Origin of the sequence: Pseudomonas sp. FP1740 (assembly GCF_030687165.1) — a bacterium.
In the GTDB taxonomy this organism is placed as follows: Bacteria; Pseudomonadota; Gammaproteobacteria; order Pseudomonadales; family Pseudomonadaceae; genus Aquipseudomonas.
Genome location: NZ_CP117461.1, coordinates 1,553,907 through 1,571,420 on the forward strand (window position 1 = coordinate 1,553,907; position 17,514 = coordinate 1,571,420).

At 60.9% G+C, this 17,514-nt stretch carries 18 protein-coding genes; 8 read left to right on the top strand and 10 right to left on the bottom strand.

Going from position 1 to position 17,514, the window contains the following annotated elements:
* Window positions 1-11 precede the first annotated feature (11 nt).
* The 4 genes from PSH69_RS06855 to PSH69_RS06870 form a co-directional block, all read right to left on the bottom strand.
* A complete protein-coding gene (locus tag PSH69_RS06855; protein WP_305411474.1) occupies window positions 12-389 on the bottom strand; it encodes a DUF2892 domain-containing protein in 378 nt (125 codons plus the stop codon).
* An 80-nt stretch (window positions 390-469) separates the two neighbouring features.
* Window positions 470-940 carry an RNA methyltransferase gene (locus tag PSH69_RS06860; protein WP_007942196.1) on the bottom strand — a complete coding sequence of 157 codons (471 nt, stop codon included), beginning with the start codon at window positions 938-940 and terminating at the stop codon, window positions 470-472.
* A 190-nt stretch (window positions 941-1,130) separates the two neighbouring features.
* Complete coding sequence (locus tag PSH69_RS06865; RefSeq protein WP_007942195.1) at window positions 1,131-1,505, bottom strand: YajD family HNH nuclease; 375 nt, start codon at window positions 1,503-1,505, stop codon at window positions 1,131-1,133.
* Between the two features lie 49 nt (window positions 1,506-1,554).
* On the bottom strand, window positions 1,555-2,241 hold the full coding sequence (locus PSH69_RS06870) for a spermidine synthase (RefSeq protein WP_018926760.1): 687 nt from the start codon (window positions 2,239-2,241) through the stop codon (window positions 1,555-1,557).
* Window positions 2,242-2,336: 95 nt separating this feature from the next.
* Here PSH69_RS06870 and PSH69_RS06875 point away from each other — a divergent pair, with 95 nt between their 5' ends.
* A complete protein-coding gene (locus PSH69_RS06875; protein ID WP_018926759.1) occupies window positions 2,337-2,621 on the top strand; it encodes a hypothetical protein in 285 nt (94 codons plus the stop codon).
* A 3-nt stretch (window positions 2,622-2,624) separates the two neighbouring features.
* Here the strand turns inward: PSH69_RS06875 and PSH69_RS06880 are convergent, their stop codons facing one another.
* Window positions 2,625-3,098: a cyclic nucleotide-binding domain-containing protein gene (locus PSH69_RS06880; RefSeq protein WP_204124942.1), complete on the bottom strand. Its 474-nt coding sequence runs from the start codon at window positions 3,096-3,098 to the stop codon at window positions 2,625-2,627.
* An 86-nt stretch (window positions 3,099-3,184) separates the two neighbouring features.
* The gene (locus PSH69_RS06885) at window positions 3,185-5,239 is read right to left on the bottom strand and encodes a S9 family peptidase (RefSeq protein WP_305411475.1); all 2,055 of its coding nucleotides are present in this window, start codon (window positions 5,237-5,239) and stop codon (window positions 3,185-3,187) included.
* A gap of 102 nt (window positions 5,240-5,341) precedes the next feature.
* Here PSH69_RS06885 and PSH69_RS06890 point away from each other — a divergent pair, with 102 nt between their 5' ends.
* The 3 genes from PSH69_RS06890 to PSH69_RS06900 are packed head-to-tail and all read left to right on the top strand — an operon-like array spanning window position 5,342 to window position 7,205.
* A complete protein-coding gene (locus PSH69_RS06890) occupies window positions 5,342-5,839 on the top strand; it encodes an MFS transporter (protein ID WP_305411476.1) in 498 nt (165 codons plus the stop codon).
* Window positions 5,840-5,871: 32 nt separating this feature from the next.
* Window positions 5,872-6,648 (top strand): class II glutamine amidotransferase, encoded by a 777-nt coding sequence (locus tag PSH69_RS06895; protein WP_019580814.1) that lies wholly within the window; start codon window positions 5,872-5,874, stop codon window positions 6,646-6,648.
* 14 nt (window positions 6,649-6,662) lie between these two features.
* Window positions 6,663-7,205 (top strand): DUF2937 family protein, encoded by a 543-nt coding sequence (locus PSH69_RS06900; protein WP_305411477.1) that lies wholly within the window; start codon window positions 6,663-6,665, stop codon window positions 7,203-7,205.
* Between the two features lie 63 nt (window positions 7,206-7,268).
* On the opposite strand, the gene PSH69_RS06905 is transcribed toward PSH69_RS06900, so the two are convergent.
* The 4 genes from PSH69_RS06905 to PSH69_RS06920 all read right to left on the bottom strand — a co-directional run bounded on the left by PSH69_RS06905 (window position 7,269) and on the right by PSH69_RS06920 (window position 13,558).
* Entirely contained in the window at window positions 7,269-9,380 is a 2,112-nt protein-coding gene (locus PSH69_RS06905; RefSeq protein ID WP_305411478.1) for a TonB-dependent receptor, read from the bottom strand.
* Between the two features lie 14 nt (window positions 9,381-9,394).
* The gene (locus PSH69_RS06910; RefSeq protein ID WP_305411479.1) at window positions 9,395-10,606 is read right to left on the bottom strand and encodes an MFS transporter; all 1,212 of its coding nucleotides are present in this window, start codon (window positions 10,604-10,606) and stop codon (window positions 9,395-9,397) included.
* A complete protein-coding gene (locus PSH69_RS06915; RefSeq protein WP_305411480.1) occupies window positions 10,596-12,518 on the bottom strand; it encodes an IucA/IucC family siderophore biosynthesis protein in 1,923 nt (640 codons plus the stop codon). The genes PSH69_RS06910 and PSH69_RS06915 overlap by 11 nt, the downstream gene beginning before the upstream one ends.
* Window positions 12,519-12,628: 110 nt before the next feature.
* Entirely contained in the window at window positions 12,629-13,558 is a 930-nt protein-coding gene (locus PSH69_RS06920) for a LysR family transcriptional regulator (RefSeq protein WP_305411481.1), read from the bottom strand.
* Window positions 13,559-13,718: 160 nt separating this feature from the next.
* Here PSH69_RS06920 and PSH69_RS06925 point away from each other — a divergent pair, with 160 nt between their 5' ends.
* From PSH69_RS06925 to PSH69_RS06940, 4 genes are all read left to right on the top strand, one after another.
* Window positions 13,719-15,005: an MFS transporter gene (locus tag PSH69_RS06925; protein ID WP_305411482.1), complete on the top strand. Its 1,287-nt coding sequence runs from the start codon at window positions 13,719-13,721 to the stop codon at window positions 15,003-15,005.
* A 78-nt stretch (window positions 15,006-15,083) separates the two neighbouring features.
* Window positions 15,084-15,836, top strand: coding sequence for a 5-oxoprolinase subunit PxpA (locus PSH69_RS06930; protein ID WP_064619663.1), 753 nt, complete (start codon window positions 15,084-15,086; stop codon window positions 15,834-15,836).
* A complete protein-coding gene (gene pxpB, locus PSH69_RS06935; RefSeq protein ID WP_305411483.1) occupies window positions 15,833-16,537 on the top strand; it encodes a 5-oxoprolinase subunit PxpB in 705 nt (234 codons plus the stop codon). Before PSH69_RS06930 ends, pxpB begins: the two co-directional genes overlap by 4 nt.
* A complete protein-coding gene (locus PSH69_RS06940) occupies window positions 16,534-17,460 on the top strand; it encodes a biotin-dependent carboxyltransferase family protein (RefSeq protein ID WP_305411484.1) in 927 nt (308 codons plus the stop codon). The genes pxpB and PSH69_RS06940 overlap by 4 nt, the downstream gene beginning before the upstream one ends.
* Window positions 17,461-17,514: the final 54 nt, after the last annotated feature.

Here is a 17,514-nt window from a genome sequence, read left to right on the forward strand (position 1 = left end):
AAAATTCCGGATCAAACCCCGGCTTTCGGCGACTTCAAAGAATCATTCCCGGTCACGGTGGCGGTTTTGGTCGCCGCCTCGGCATTGGCCTTCAACCGACTCAACTCTTCCCCGGCACGCTCAATCCTGGCCCGAGCGTTAACTATGTCCTGACGGCTCTTTTCCAGAAAGCTTTTCGCCGAACTGTGCCCGGTAATACCCCGCGCCATCGCTGCGCCGCCAATGGCCACTTGAATCAACCCGAACACACCACCGCGCCGCAGGCCTTTGCCGACCATCACCACGCCGCCGGCCAGGGAACCGATGCGCTCCCAACCCTGGACGTTCTGCGCGGGCTGAGTCTGGAACGGGGTGGATTCGATGCGCTCTACGCGTTTGAGGTCGCTCATGATCTGTCTCCAGGCTTCAAGAGTGGATAATTAAGCTGACTGCCGAGGCGGTCGGCTCGTTCCATCGAATGTGCGGTGATTCAGCGGAATTTCGGGCCCGAGCGGGTGTTGTTGCCCTTGGCCATGCGGTCGTACAGCACCACGTTGACCGTGGCCGCCAGGTTCATGCAGCCGGTGGTCGGGATATAGACCACGTCTTCGCACCAGTCGCGGATCTCTTTATCCAGCGAACCGTCTTCGGGGCCGAAGATGTAGAGGGCGCGATCCGGGTGCGTGTATTCCGGCAGCGAGCGGGCGCCGTCGACCAGTTCCACGGCGACCGGCACACAGCCCAGCGGCAGGATTTTCTTCAGGTCATCGATGCCGATCAGCGGAATGTCGTAGTGGACTTTCTTGGTGTCGGTGACGAAGTCGGCGGCGCGCTCATAGCGCTTGCCGGTGTAAAACACTGACGCCACGCCATAGCAACCGGCGGCGCGCATCACCGAACCGACGTTCTCCGGTGATTTGGGGTTATACAAACCAATGCAGCTGTACCGTTTGTCTGCCACGAGCGGGGTGCCTTCGGGAAAAAAGCGCGATTATACGGGGATTGGGGGAGGGGTGTTCAGTTTGGAGATGATCGTACCCACGCTCTGCGTGGGAATGCCGCCAGGGACGCTCCGCGTTCCGCTTTCGAATGTGACGCAGAGCGTCACGGGATGCATTCCCACGCAGAGCGTGGGAACGATCAGCAGATCTTCAGTCTTCTTTCTTCATCAGTCCGGCCAACGCCGCAAACGGGTTATGCGTCGCCTTGGCAATCTTTGGCGTACTCAGCGAGCCTTCGTCGAAATACTGCTGATCGGTATAACGCGAATGCTCGTTGTCATGGCAATACAGGCACAACAGTTCCCAGTTCGAACCGTCCTGCGGATTGTTGTCGTGGTTGTGGTCGCGGTGGTGCACGGTCAGTTCGCTCAGGCGTTTGCCGGAGAACTCACGGGCGCAGCGGCCGCACACGTGCGGGTACATCTTCAGGGCCTTGTCGCGGTAACCCATTTCCTTGTCGCGCTGGTTGTCGGCGAGGATGCGGTCCAACTTTGAGGTGTTGGTTGGAGGCGTTGACGAACTCATGGGTTCACCTTTGTAAAAGACTAATGACGGTTATGTGTTGAAGTTTAGCCTAGCCCTTGAGCTTCTCGGCAATCCAGATGGTGTGGCGGGTGCCTTTGTTGCCGTGGGCGAAGACCTGCACTTCTTCGGCCTTGAAGCCGGCCTTTTTCAGCTTGTCGGAAAACTGCCGGTCAGCGCTGGCCGACCACACCGCCAGCACGCCCTTGGGTCGCAGGGCCTTGGCGCAGGCGCTCAGACCACCGGCGGAGTAGAGCCAGCTGTTGGCTTTCTGGGTCAGGCCTTCGGGACCGTTGTCGACGTCGAGCATGATTGCGTCGAAACCCTGCGGCTCGGCTTGCAGCACCTTGGCCACGTCTTCCATGCGGATCACCGTACGCGGGTCGAGCAATGGGTTGCCGGCTTTTTCGCCCAACGGCCCACGGTTCCACTCCACCACGCCGGGCACCAGTTCGGCGACCACCACTTCAGCCGTCTTGCCCAAATGCTTGAGCGCCGAGGCGAGAGTGAAGCCCATGCCCAGGCCGCCGATCAATACCCGCGAATTCGGCCGGCCGGCGACCTTGCGGCAGGGGATTTGCGCCAGGGCATCTTCGGAGCCGTGCATGCGGGTGTTCATCAACTGCCCGCCATCGCCGCCCTGAATCTTGATGACGAAGTCCTCGCCGTATTCGAACAGGCACAGGGCACCGCCGTTTTCAGGAATGGGGGTGGTGTCGAGCAGAACGAAACGTTTCATGGGGCTCTCTTGAGGAGAAAATGACAGGCGGAAGAAGGCAAACGAGCGCAGTTGGGAGTAGCCTGCAATAGACTACAAGGCCAACGGAGCCATTGATGAAGCGCATCATTCTAACGGCCATTGCCTTGGCCGCGCTCTCGATAACTGCAGTGCAGGCCCAGGAGCAGCAAACCATCCCCACCGGCCCTACGCCGATACCCGGTTCGCCCGGCACTGCTACGCCGACGCCGTACCCGCAGATTACCCCGACCACTGTGCCCAAGACCGGCAACGGTGGGCCACCATTGTTGCCGCCGATCGAAATGCCCAACCCGCCCAAGGACCAGACCTTGCCGGGCCTTGAGCCGAGCACGACGAAAATCAAAACGCCGGGCGGATAGTGTCTAAATCTGCTGCGAGAGCAGTTGCCCATCGGCCATGCGCAAGCGTTTGGAGAGGGAGACGGCGAGGGCGCGGATGATCTTGGCGGCGATTTTCGGCGCCTCGTTGAGCATCTTTTCCAGGGAGTCCTTGCCCAGGTTGAGCAACTGGCAGTTGCTCGCGGCCACACAACTGGCTGAGCGCCGTTCGCCGTCGAGCACGGCCATTTCGCCGAACGCCCGACCGCTGCGCAAGGTGGCCATGGTCACCCGTTGCCCTTCGCTGTTGGTCTTCTGCACCGCGACCTGGCCAGTGTGGATGATGCACATGAAACTGCCGGCATCGCCCTCACGGAAGATCTCTTCGCCTTCGGCGATGGTGCTGATGCTGAAGTAACCCGAAGCCGCCACGAAGTCGGCCGGCAGCAGTTGATCGAACAGGCCGCAGTCCATCAGCCAGTCGCGAATTTCTTTGTTCAGTAAGGTCGGTTCTGACATGTCGTCACGGTCTTTTTCTTGTGTCTGTTACTGTTCCAGGCGCGCCCGGCGTCTGGTGTTAAGACCGGGACGCCGGGCCAAGTTCCTCAGGCAATGCCCAAAACCTTCAAAACAAATGCGTATTCGAGGGCTACGTCACGTAATCCCTGGTAGCGACCGCTCATCCCGCCATGCCCGGCGCCCAATTCAGTCTTGAGCAACAGCGGGGTGGTGTCGGTTTTGGTCGCGCGCAATTTCGCCACCCACTTGGCCGCTTCCCAGTACTGCACGCGACTGTCGTTGTAGCCGGCGATCACCAGCGTTGCCGGATAGGCTTGCGCGGTGACGTTTTCATACGGGGCGTAGGCCTTGATCCGATCATAGACGTCTGGCTCTTGCGGGTTGCCCCATTCGTCGTATTCGGTGACGGTCAGCGGTAACTCCGGGTCGAGCATGGTGTTGAGCACGTCGACGAACGGCACTTCGGCTATTGCCACGCCGAACAGCTCCGGCCGCTGATTGAGCACCGCGCCGATCAGCAGGCCACCGGCGCTGCCGCCACTGATTGCCAGCTGCGATGAGGTGGTGAAGTCGTTGGCGATCAGGTGTTCGGCGCAGGCGATGAAGTCGCTGAAGGTGTTGTGCTTGTGTTCCTGTTTGCCGGCGCGATACCAGGCTTCGCCCAATTCACCACCGCCGCGAACATGCGCAATGGCAAACGCCATGCCGCGATCCAGCAGGCTCAGGCGGGCGTGGGAGAACCACGGGTCGAGGCTTTCGCCGTAAGCGCCATATCCGTACAGATAAAGTGGCGTCGGTTTACCGAGGAATTCGCGTTTGACCACCAGGCTGATCGGCACTTGTGTACCGTCCGGCGCCGTCGCCCAAAGCCGCTGGCTGACGTACGCGTCGGCGTCGAACGGGCCGAGCACGGGGGTTTCCTTGAGCACTTTCTGCTCGCCGGTGGCCAGAATCAGTTGGCGGATTTGCGCCGGACGGTTCAAGGCCTCGTAGCGCAGACGGATTCTGTCGCTGACAAATTCCAGGCTGTTCTGCACATGCAGGCTGTAGGCCGCGTCCGGTAATTGCACGCGATACGGCGCCAGGCCTTGTGGGCGGACCTCAATGATCGGCAGGCCCCCTTCACGCAGGCTCAAGGTCATGGCCTCGGCGTTCAGGCTCATGCCATCGATCATCACCGTGTCGCTGTGGGGAATCAGGTTCTGCCAGTCGGCTTCGGTCGGCGCGACGCCGGTGTCGGCGGCCTGGTACAGGGCGAAGTTGATGCCGTCGCGGTTGGTGCGGATCAACCACGTCCACTCGCCATCGAGTTTGCCGTGGTCGACATCGTACTCATGGTCTTCGACCCGTGGTGCCAGGCAGGTAAAGGCCTGATGCGGCAATGATGCGTCGAGCACCCAGACTTCGCTGGTGGTTTTGCTGCCCAGCGACAACAGCAATTGCCGTTCGGAACTGGAGCGGTAGCAATGCAGGAAGAATCGGCCGTCCGGCTCATGGAACACTTCTTCGGCGGCGGTGCCGTCCAGCCGATAGCGGAACAGTTTGTGTGGGCGATGGGTGTCGTCGAGTTCACCGAAGAACAGCGTCAGGCTGTCATTGGCCCAGGTCATGCTGCCGTCGCAGTTCTGGAATTCCAGTTCGCTGACGCGGCCGCTGGACAATTCCTTCACGAACAGCGTGTAAACCTCCTCGCCACTGGAATCGATGCTGTAGGCCAGGCGCTGGTGGTCCGGGCTGACGCTGAACGCGCCCAGGGAAAAGAAACCGCCCTTGGCCAGCACGTTCGGATCGAGCAGCAGGAGTTCCTGGCTTTCGTCGATGTGCAGGCTGCCATCGGTCGGACGTGGGCAGCGGTAATGACGGGCGTATTCGTCGCCGGCGGTGGTGCGGGTGTAATACAGGTACGGGCCCCAGGGCGAGGGCAGCGACAGATCGGTTTCGAGAATCCGCCCCTTGATCTCTTCGAACAGGGTTTCGCGCAGCCCGGCCTGATCGGCGGTTTGCACCTCCTGATAGCGGTTTTCGGCTTTCAAGTAATCGAGCACTGCGTCGGTGTCGCGCTCCTGCAGCCAGGCATACGGGTCATCGCCGTCGGCCTTGTGGGCAATGGGCGCGTCGGAAACGTTGGCGGATAGGGGCATGAAGGACTCTCGAACGTTGTACGAAATTAGGGGATCGCAGACGGCGGGGCAGCCTGAAGTGCGAAAAGTCGTTACTATAAGCGCCTCTTTGCCTGCCTTGCCATGGACACCATGACCGAGAACGACTATCTGATCGCTTGGGGCCTCTACGCCTTTGCCGCTTTAGGCTGCCTGTTGGTGTGGATGCGCATCACCCGCTGGATGTGGCGTTGGCTGCGTGAGCCGCTGCGGCTGCTGATGGCGGTGTTGCTGTTCAGCCCGACCATCATCGACCCGGTGAAGGAAAAGGTTGCCCCGGCCATTGCCATTACTGCACTGGATCTACTGTTCAAGGTCGGCAACAACGCCTGGCGGGCGATTTCCGACCTGTTCATGTACGGCATGATTACCTTCGGTCTTTATCTGGTGCTCGTGGCGATCCGTTTCCCGATCGAGCGCGCATCCAAGGCTCGCAAGGAGCGGGCGGAGGCCGCGAAAGCTGCGGCGCGGGCCGACGAGCCTGAAGGCGATCAACCGTTCGGCGGTGCCGGTGATGATCGTTACGGCCGGCCACCGGTGCCGAGCAACCCGCAGCGTTTGCGGGTTGAACCACGTCTGTAACAGTGCCCCTGCCTTTCATCGAGAGTCCGAGCATGTGTGAGTTATTGGGCATGAGCGCCAATGTCCCGACCGATATCGTGTTCAGCTTCACCGGGCTGATGCAGCGCGGCGGCCGCACCGGACCGCACCGTGACGGTTGGGGCATCGCTTTCTATGAAGGCCGTGGCTTACGCCTGTTCCAGGACCCGGCGGCGAGCAGCGAGTCGGAAGTGGCGAACCTGGTGCAGCGCTATCCGATCAAGAGCGAAGTGGTGATCGGCCACATCCGCCAGGCCAATGTCGGCAAGGTCTGTCTGTCCAACACCCATCCGTTTGTGCGCGAGTTGTGGGGTCGCAACTGGTGTTTCGCCCACAACGGCCAGTTGGCCGACTTCAACCCGACCGCCAGTTTCTACCGCCCCGTCGGCGATACCGACAGCGAAGCGGCATTCTGCGACTTGCTCAACCGGGTGCGTGCTGCGTTCCCCGAGCCGGTGGACATCGAAGAACTGCTGCCAGACCTGGTGGCCGCTTGCGCCGAGTACCGCAGCAAAGGCGTGTTCAACTGCTTGCTCAGCGATGGCGACTGGTTGTTCTGCTACTGCTCGACCAAGCTGGCGCAGATCACCCGTCGTGCCCCGTTCGGCCCGGCACGCTTGAAGGACGTCGATGTGATCGTTGACTTTCAGGCCGAGACCACGCCCAACGACGTGGTCACGGTGATCGCCACCGAACCCTTGACCGAAAACGAAACCTGGACCCGCTACGAACCGGGCCAATGGAGCCTCTGGCGACGCGGCGAATGCGTCAGCCAGGGCAAGACCGAATAAGGATCTCTCCCCCCATGTTGCTCAGTTATCTACGGCTGGTGTTGTTTGCGGCAGGCCTGTTGATCGGTGTCCAGGTGCCTGGGTTCATCAGTGACTATGCCAAGCGGGTCGAAGCGCATCTGATCGAGGCGCAAAGCGGTTTGAGCGGTTTTCAGGGCACTGCCAATCAGTTTTTCAAGGGCGATATGCAGGCGCTGGTGGCCCATTACCGTGCCAGCGAAGACCCGATCTTTCGCAGCGATGCCGACAGCCTGAGCACCTTGCTCACCCGTCAACTGGCCCTCGACAAGCAATTCCAGGCCATGCAGGGCCCGTGGTACATCCGCTTCCTGCAAGTGGTGCTGGCGGCCGACCCGGATATTCGCAAGGAAACCTGGAACGGCTACAGCTACCAGATCCTGCTGACACCGGAAGCGATGATCTGGGGCATGAGCGGCGCGATGCTGCTGTCGTTCGGCATTGAATGCCTGTTCCGACTGATCGACTGGGTGGTGCTGGGCGGCAAGCGCCTGCGCCAGAGCCGGCCGATCGAAGAGCGGGATTTGCGCGGGTTGTAACACTGGAGCCGACTTGCCGGCGATTGCCGCGAGATCGCATCGCTGGCAAGCCGGCTCCTGTTTTTACCAATCGACCGAGTAGCTCATGCTCAGCGTGCGGCCTTCGGCATTGGCGTACGGCGCTCTGGCGTTGGCCTGGGTGAACAGGTTCTGGTACGTGCGGTTGGTCAGGTTGTACACGCCGCCTTCAAGACGACCGACCGGCAGTTGCACGGAGCCGAGCAGGTCCACCAGCGTATAGCCTTCGATGTCGCGTCCATTGTTGTCCTTGGCGGCGGCATCGTAATTGGCCAAACGCATGCCTTGCAGGCGCAGGCTGTAGTCGTCTTCGGTGTAGCCGACGAACAGTGTGGTCTTGGCGGGTGAAATGCGCGTGGCCGGCAGATCGATCCATTTGCCGTTCTGCTCGGTCTCGCCTTTGGCCCAGGCATAAGTGCCACCCACCGACCAGTGATCGGTCGCGCGGTAGGTCAGGCTGTTTTCGATGCCGCGAACCCGCTCTTTCTGGTTGATCAGGCGCAATACGCGATCATTGGCATCGTAGAACTGGGTCACGTCCGAGGTGTTTTCGTACACGGTGACGTCGGCTTGCCACTGGTCCCAGTTGCCACGCCAGCCCAACTCGTAACTGTCGACCTTGATGGCCTGGGCGTTAAGACTCTGGATGTCGAAGGTGCTGCTGACGTCACGCATGAAGCGCTGGATATCCGGCAGCGAAAACCCCTGGCTGTAATTGGCGAAGACGTCCTGGTTTTCACTCAGGTGGTAGACCGCCCCCAGGTTGTACAGCGTGGCGTCGTATTTGAGGGTGTCACCGGGCAACGTTGCGCGTATGCCGGTCTGGACGATCTGACCGTAGGCTATGCTGTCGGAGACGTCGCTTTCGATCCATTCACGGCGCACACCGCCACGCAAGGTCCAGTCACCGATGTCCCAGGACATCTGCCCGAACAGCGATTTGGTGGTGGTTTCGATGTCCGGGCCCAGCTCGTAGGTGGTGCCGGTCTTGGTGTAGTTCAGGCCATTGAGCGTGTATTGATCACCTCGTTGGCGCGAGCGCTCATTGTCATAGTCGGCACCCCAGACCAGATTGCCCGTGGCGCTTCCGATCGCCGGCAGCGGCGTGTCGATGGCCGCGCGCAGGCCGTAGACGTCCTGCACACTGTTGTTGTCGGAGATCCCGGCTCTGCCTCGCGACAGGTCCGGAAAGAACAGTGCATCGGCGCGGCGCCAGTAGCTTTCCAGTTGCAGGCCCTGACCGTAGAAGTCCTTGTCGGTGTAGTTGAGGTTGACCGCCTGATTATGGGTATAGGGTTGGTCGTCGAGTTTCAGCCCTTTGACGGCCACCGCTTGCTGCGAGTTTTTCGGGTCTTTGGTGTAGCCGGTGTCCTGCTGGTCCTTGTAGTCCTGCAGCGACAGGCTGAGTTTTTTGTCGGCATCCAGTTCGTAACCGAAACGACCTTGCAGGTCATAGGTTTCGGTATCCATGTTGCTGCCCTGGGAGGTGTCCTGGGGGATGCGGTTGCCGTTGCCGTCGAACTGATCGTTGCGCTGGGTCAGGTCGGCGGACACATACCAGTCCAACGCATCCTTGCGCCCGGTGGCACTCTGGAAAGCTTCGTAGGCGAAGCCTTTTCTGTTGAGGTTGTTACCGCTGGTCAGGCCCAGTTTGCTGCTGTAGGCAATGTCCTGGCCCTGATTGCGCTTGGTGATGATGTTGATGATGCCGCCTGAAGCACCGGCACCGTAGATGCTGCTGGCGCCGGAGATCACTTCGATGCGTTCGATGCTGGCCGGGGCGATGCTGTTGAGCTGGCGGAAGTTGTCACGCGTGGCGTTCTGCGATACTCCGTCGATCAACACCAGCATGTTGCGCCCGCGCAGGGTCTGGCCGAAGTTGCTCATCCCGCCGCTGGATGGCGCAATACCCGGGACCAATTGCCCGAGGATGTCGGAGACCCGGCGACCCGCGCCGCTCTGCTCGCGGACCTGCTGTTCGTCGATGACCTGGACCGAGCCCGGAATCGAGGCGATGCTCGCCTCGCTGCGAGTCGCGGAGACGACGGTGGCTTGCATGTTCAAGGTGCCGGGCTGCTGCTCGGTGTCCTCGGCCCAGGCTTGGGCGCTGAAGGTACCGAGTAGCGGGATCAACAGGGAGAGTTTGGTTCGGGTCATGACGTGGTCTTTTTTTAGTTTTGATAAGTGTGGGGCGATAAGGTCGAGCGGTCGGGCGTGGCATTGAACGACCGCACCCAGCGGATTCCGATGGCGGCTATGGCATAGGTCAGCGCCACCAGCCAGAAACTGTGGGCCAGGCCCACCAGGCCCATGCCGATCCCGCCAAGGACGACACCGAGCAGGGCTCCAGCCTTTGCCGCGCTGTTGCCCAGGCCCAGCGCGAAACCCTGCTGGGTTGTGGAAATGGTGTTGGCGATCAGGGCATAGGCGACGGGCAGCAGGGCGCCTTGCCAGATGCCCCAGACGAGTCGGCTGACGAGAAACCCCAGCCATTCGTTGGCCAATGCCGTGGCCGCCAGCGTCAGGGCACATAACCAGGCCACGCCTTCGATGACGCGCAAGGTGTAGGCCGGCTGCCAGCGGTCGAACAGGCGTCCCCACAGCGGGGCGGAAATGGCCAGGGTCGCGGCGCTCGCCGCGTAGGTGGCGCCGATCAGCCAGCTTGGGGCATGCAGGATGTTCGCGACGTACAGGGCGTAGAACGACTGCGGCATCATCTTCGCCGCCTGAATCAACACGATCACCAACAGGATTCCACTGAGCCAGCCTTTGGGCAGGGCAACCGGCTCAACCGGTTTTTTCTTCGCGGTTCGCGCCTTGTCGGCCGGCAGGAAAAAACTCCCCAGTGCACACAGCAGGCAAATCGCTGTCGCGCCATAACACAGCAAGGCAAACCCCGAGACGTCCATCAGCCAGCCACCCAGCACCGGGCCGATCAACGAGCCGACGGCGGTTGCCGATTGCAGGCGGGCCAGGGTGTGACCCCGTCTGGCACCGTCGCAGCAGGCCAAGGCATAGGCTTGCGCGGCCGCGAGAAAACCGGCCAACGCGCCTTGCATCACGCGAATACCCACCAGCAGCCACGGGTCGAGAGTGATGGCCGCCAACCCTTGACACAGCGCGAGGGCCAGCAACGCCCGAACAATCATCGGTTTGTGCCCGGTGCGATCCCCCAGCCGACCCCACAGGGGGGTCAGCAGCATGGCCGCCAGCATCGGGCCGGCATAGACCATCGCCGATAACAGCGCGGTGTAGCCGGCGCCTTCGCGCCCGAGCAGATGCTGGATCTGCAAGGGCCAGAACGGGCCGCTCATCTCCATGGCGCCCATGGAGACAAACTGGATGACGATCAGCAGTCGCAAGGCGCGACCGTCAGCGAGCATGGGTGTTGGGTCGCAGCGGGTTACTCAGGCGTCCGACGATGTCGGCATGACTGTCGAGCAAGCGCATGCGCATGAACGATTTGGCGGGCCAATCCTGTTCCAGCAAGGCCTGGCGCTCGCTTTCCCAGCGTGCCGGTTCAACGCGCTCGCGCAAGGTCTCGAAGCACTGTGCAACGTGCGCTGCCAATCGCTCCCACAGGATATTTTCCGGCACATTCCAGTGGCGGGCACAAAGCAACGTCAGCTCACCGAGGTGGCACATGAAGGTGGTGTGCAGGAGTTTGTCGCGGACAAAGCCGGCGTCGTCATACAGGGTCATTTTCGGATCGTGCAACTGGATATCCAGACCCTTGGCGTGCAGGGTTTTGCGATCGATACGAACGTCGCCGAAATCACGCAACAGCAGCCGATTCAACTGCCCGTCAGCGCCCATCACCATGAAACTGTTTTGCTGATGCGCTTCGAACGCCACGCCGTACATTAGATAGATGCCCAGCAGACTTGGTACCGCAATCGACAGGTAATCATCGAAGAACGTCAGCATGCCCTCGCTGTCGTCCCGGCCTTGAGCCAGTCTGACCCAATCACGCAGCAACGGTTGTTCGAATTCGTTGACGGCGAACAGGCTGCCGACCGGCACCGCCAACTCGCCTTCTTGCAGCAGGGTCAGCGGGTTGTCGCGATACAGCACGCCAGCATGCCGGGAGCGCTCGTCATCGGCCGGCAGTGGTGCGTAATGCACGCCGATGCGCTCTGGAACGATGTTCAGCAGGCGCTGAATCTGCGGCTCCTGATCGAGGATATCCAATATCAGTTGGCTGATGCGCGGACCCATCCGGGCCGAGCGCGGAGACACGGTGCGCTGCACGCTGGTCAGGCGCAAAGCCACCGGCAGTTTGACCATCGGGGCCGTGCGACTGGCCTGCGGGAGGACCGTGCGGAAGGACATGGTCGGGTGGCCGGTAAAAGCCACGATGTCAGTGACGATCAGCAGGTTGTCGGCGATCTCGTTGGCGAACGAATGTGGCAGCTCTTCATGGGCTTGCCATGGGTGCGACGGAAGTGGGAGGTAGTCCTTTGCGTCCAGGCCCAGTTGCTGCAAATGGCGTTGCAATTGCTCGGCGGCCTGTGGGAAGTGACCTTGCCACCAGTCCCAGTAATCGGTGGTGCCCGCCAACGCTTCAACATGTGCGTACTGGCGGTGCAGGGCGCACAGGACAATCGGAAAACTCGCTTCGAATTCTGGCGAGAAAGCGATGACCTGAGCGGCGCTCAAGCCCAGTTTGGTCTTGTAGTTCGGGTGCCACGGATGGCCGAGAGTGCCCCACTGTTCGAGCAGTGACGTCGGGTTCTGGTGGTTGGGACTGGCTTTGAGCCAAGCGAGCAGATTGTCGTCGTAGGTGGTGTCGATCTGCTCTCTCAGGCGCTCGGTCCATCCGTGGTGAAACGCCAGGCACAGGGTGTCGTTGCTGAAGCTGTCATCCAGCTCCCGGGCCAGACGTTCCAGTACCTGCGGGGAGGCTGGCGGATTGAGCTGAGTGCTGAGGTGAGCGAGCAGTTCGCTGGGCAACTGGATTTTGTGCGGCAGTTTGTCGGGGGTGTGCAGGACGATGCTGCCGCGTACGTCCCAACTGTTCATTCTGCTGCTGGACAAATGCTCGAAGCAAAGATGCGCGCCATCGCCAAGCGGCAGCCAGCAGCGGCTGGTGTCGTCGTATTCGCAGGTGTCGGGATCAATCAGCTCTTCACGGAACAGCGCCTGGATCAGGCGTTGGAAACAGCGCTGGGCGGCGGGCTCCAGGGCATTGCTCAAATGATCGAGCGTGATGCGGTGGGACTGGAAAGCCTGAGTGCCGAGAGCTTCGCTCCAGTGAGCGAGCAATTGCTGCTGTTGTTGCGTGTAATCGCGCATCAGGTCCGACTCCTTCTGGACAATTGATTCTGAAAGCGCGCAAAGAATACCGTTTTGAAAAAATTAATGCAAATGATAGTGGTTCATATTTACACTTCGGAAAATGATTTTCAGGCTCTGGCCTGGGGTTTGCTCAAGACGATGTAGTGCTCGCCCACTTTCTGCGCATAGAACTCCACGACTTGCTGACACAGCGCCACGATTTCCTCGACCCACTCCACACCCACCCGCCACGACACCACCACCGGCAAATTCGCTGGTCGCTGATCGATGGCCAGCAAGGTCAACTCTCCCCGGGCCAATTCCTCGGCCACCAGCACGGGCGACAATGCGCCTATACCGAAACCGTCCCGCAGCAATCGGGTAATCGCCGACACCGAATTCACGCAGTTCAGCCGCGGCGCCATGACTCCGTTGGCCTGCATCAGGCTCAAGATGTCCTGATGCGGACGGGAGTTTTTCGAATAGGTGATGATCCGCTCCCGTGCCAGGTCGGCGACACCTGAATACTCACGGTTGTAGATGGAATTGCTGGCCACGATCCAGCCCATCGGATGACTGGCCAGCTCCAGGCTGCGCACGCTTTCCTGGCGCAGCAGGTCGGTTTGCAGGATCAGATCGAGAAAGCCTTTTTGCAGCTGATCGCAGAGGTTGAGCGCGGTATCGGCCACCAGCTCGATTTCCACCAGCGGATAGTGATCCATCATCTGTGCCACCAACGGGCTGAGCCAAGTGTGGATCACCGTGTCCATGACGCCGATCCGCACCCGTCCGGCCTTGCTCGAGCGCGTCTCGATCGCCTGCTTGAGTGCATGCATCGTGTCCATCATCTGCTCGGCATATTCGAGCACTTTCAGGCCTTCGGGGGTCAGGCTCACGCCGCGGGAGTCGCGCAGAAACAGCTTCACCCCGAGCTCGCTTTCGAGCACGGCGATGCGGCTGGAAATCGACGCCTGGGTGGTGAAGAGCTTGTCTGCCGTCAGGCGAAAACTCTTGAGTCGGGCGACCCAGACAAACGTCTCGAGAAACTTCAGGTTCATGGGGTCAGCTCGTGGATAAAATTTTTCTTATGCCTAGGGCGGGGTTTTATTAGTTGGACGCAGCGGGGCCAACCGCCCAAAAATCAGGCCATCCGGTTCCCACGATAGGCGTCGTCGGGGCTCAGAACAATACCAATAAAATATGCACGGAGATTTTGCCATGAGTGCGCCCGACACCCTCGATATCCCCAAAACCACGGCTCGCCCGGGACCTTTCGACTGGTACCGCAACATCAACAAGCAGGAGCGTCGCACGTTCTGGAGTTGCAAGATCGGCTATGGCCTGGACGGCATGGACACCCAGATGCTCAGCTTCGTGGTGCCGACCCTGATTGCCATGTGGGGCATCACCACCGGCCAGGCCGGGCTGATCCACACCAGCACGCTGATCGCCTCGGCCATCGGTGGTTGGGTGGCGGGGATTCTCTCCGACCGCATCGGTCGGGTGCGTACCTTGCAACTGACGGTGCTGTGGTTTGCGTTCTTCACTTTCCTCTGCGGCTTCGCCCAGAACTACGAGCAACTGTTGATCAGCCGCACGTTGATGGGCTTCGGTTTCGGTGGTGAATGGACCGCTGGCGCGGTGCTGATGGGCGAAGTGATTCGCGCCAAGGACCGTGGCAAAGCCGTCGGCATGGTGCAATCGGGTTGGGCATTGGGTTGGGGGCTGACAGCCATTCTGTATGCGCTGCTGTTCTCGGTGTTGCCGCCGGAAGACGCCTGGCGTGCGCTGTTCATTCTTGGCATCGTGCCGGCGATTTTCGTGATCTTCGTCCGTCGCCTGGTCAAGGATCCGGAAATCTACCGCGAAGCCAAAGCCAGGCAAGAGCCAAGCAACCCGGCGAAGTTCTACGAGATTTTCGCCCCCGGCATCCTCTTCACCACGATTCGCGCGTCGATACTGACCACCGGCGCACTCGGCGGTTACTACGCGATCACCTCCTGGCTGCCAACGTTTCTGAAGAACGAGCGGGGCTTGAGCGTACTCGGCACGGGCGGTTATCTGGCGATGGTGATCATCGGCTCTTACGTCGGTTATGTAATCAGCGCGTATCTGACTGACATCCTTGGTCGTAAAAAGAACTTCATTCTGTTTGCCGTCGGCTCGTTCACCATTGTTCTGCTGTACACCCAATTGCCGGTCAGCAACGGCGTGATGCTCTGGCTGGGCTTCCCCTTGGGCTTCTTCGCTTCGGGGATTTTCAGTGGCATGGGGTCGTTTCTGACCGAGTTGTTTCCAACGCGGATTCGCGGCTCGGGCCAAGGTTTTTGCTACAACATCGGTCGGGCGTTGGCGGCGTTGTTTCCGCTGCTGATCGGCTTGCTCAGTCAGAAGGTGCCATTGAGCGTGGGAATCGGGGCTTTCGCGGCGGTGTCCTACGGGGTGGTGATCCTGGCGGCGCTCAGCTTGCCGGAAACCCGTGGTAAACAACTCGACGCCGAATAACCGAATGTCCGGTAACTGATAATCTGAGGGGCAGATGCCCTTCAGCTAAAAAGACAAAAGCCTACAGGAGTGTTCACCGTGAACCGCCTGCTATTGAACTGCGACATCGGCGAGAGTTTCGGCAACTGGACCATGGGTCTGGACGCCGAGGTCATGCCCTTCATCGACTGCGCCAACATCGCCTGCGGCTTTCATGCCGGCGACCCGAGCATCATGCGCAAGACCGTCAGCCTGGCCCTGAGCAACGGCGTGCAGATCGGCGCGCATCCGGCCTATCAGGATCTGGTCGGTTTCGGCCGCCGCTCCATGGCGTATACCGCCCAGGAACTGCAGGACCTGTTGCACTACCAGATCGGTGCCCTCGACGGCATTTGCCGGGCTCAGGGCGGGCGAGTGAGTTACGTCAAACCCCACGGCGCGATGTATAACGACATGATGGCCAACCCGGCGCAATTGCGTGCGGTGATCCAGGCCGTGGCGGCCTATGACCGGACACTGCCGCTGATGCTGATGGCCACTCGCGACAACAGCGCCGCCCAGCAGTTGGGCGACGAATACGGCGTGACCCTGTGGTTTGAAGCCTTCGCCGATCGCGCTTACGACAGCGCCGGAATGCTGGTCTCGCGGCAACTACCGGGGGCCGTGCATCACGATCCCGAGAAAATCATCGAACAGGCGCTGATCATTGCCCGCGGTGACAACCTCACGGCCAGCGATGGCAGCGCCTTGCACCTGCAGGCCAATACCTTGTGCGTACACGGCGACAACGCCAGTTCGGTGGCCGCCGTGCGACGCATTCGCGAGGCCTTGAATCAGCAGAGCGCATCATGAAGCCACGGGTGGAGGTGGTGGCGCTCGATTGCCTGATGGTGCGCCTTTTCGATGAAATTGCCGAGGCCAACATGCCGTGGATGCTGGCTGCCAGTGAGCGTTTGCGAGAAGCATTCACCAGCCATTTGATCGATCTGGTGCCGTCCTACACGACGCTGATGGTGCATTACGATCTGATGGCATTGAACCCGGCCCAGGCCCGGGAGTTGATCGCTCAAGCCCTGATCGATCTGACGCCCAACGCTCGGGCCAAGGGGAAATGCCATGTGCTGCCGGTCTGGTATGACTTGAGCGTTGGGCCGGAGTTGAACCTGTTGTCCCAGCGTAGCGGCTTGGCGGTGAATGAAGTGATCCGCCGTCACAGCGAACACGAGTATCAGGTGTTCGCGTTGGGCTTCGCGCCGGGGTTCGCGTTCATGGGGTTGGTGGAAGAAGTGTTGGCCGCACCGCGTCTGAGTACTCCGCGCAAAAAAGTCGCCGCCGGCAGTGTCGGCATCGCCGAACGCCAGACGGCGGCTTATCCGGTAGTGTCCCCCGGCGGCTGGAACCTGATCGGTCGCACCCCGGCCAAATTGTTCGACCGTGAACGCGACGGCTACAGCTTGATGCAACCGGGCGACACGGTGCGCTTCGAGGCGGTCAGTCATGCCGAGTTCATCAACCTGGGCGGTGACGACACGCCGTTGGAGACCTTGGCATGAGCCGGCTGACGATTGAAGCAAGTACACCGCTGTGCCTGTTGCAGGACGCCGGGCGATTTGGCGTGCGGCATCTGGGCGTGACCCAGGGCGGTGGGCTGGATTGGCGGTCGATGTCGTGGGCCAACTGGTTGCTGGGCAATGGGCTGGATGCATCGGTGATCGAAATCACCCTCGGCGGGTTCAGTGTGGTGGCCGAGGACGATTGCTTGCTGGCATTGGCTGGTGCCGATCTTGGGGCGCAGATTGATGGCCAGCCCCTGGCGCCGTGGCGCAGTTTCAAGCTGGGCAAAGGTCAACGATTGCAATTCACGCAACCGTTGCTTGGCGCTCGGGCGTACCTCGCGGCACCAGGCGGGTTTGATGCGCCGAAGGTGCTGGGCAGCACTGCGACTGTGGTGCGTGAGGAACTCGGCGGCCTCGACGGTATGGGTCGGGCGTTGGCCAAAGGTGCCTCGTTGAAGTACTCCACCGAGGCGCCACTGCTGGTACGAGAGCTGCCGCGCGAGCACGTTCCGGACTTCAAACTAGATGCACCGCTGGACCTGGTGCTTGGTGCGCAAATCGGTGAATTCAGCGGGCAGAGTTTGTTTGACGCGTTCAACAGCGCCTGGACCCTCGACAGTCGCGCCGATCGCATGGGCATTCGTCTGTTGGGAACGGCATTGCAGTATCAGGGCCAGCCGATGATTTCCGAAGGCATCCCGCTGGGGGCGGTCCAGGTGCCACCGGATGGGCAGCCGATTGTGCTGCTCAATGACCGGCAGACCATTGGCGGTTATCCGCGGTTGGGGGCGTTGACGCCGTTGGCGTTGGCGCGGCTGGCGCAGTGTTTGCCGGGGGCGAAGGTGCGGTTGAAACCGGTGGTGCAGGATGTCGCGCATCGCGAACAAGTCGAGTATTTGCGGCGGTTTGCTTCGCACTGATCGTTCCCACGCGCAGCAAAGGAATGCCTCACCGGACGCTCCGCGTCCGCTTTG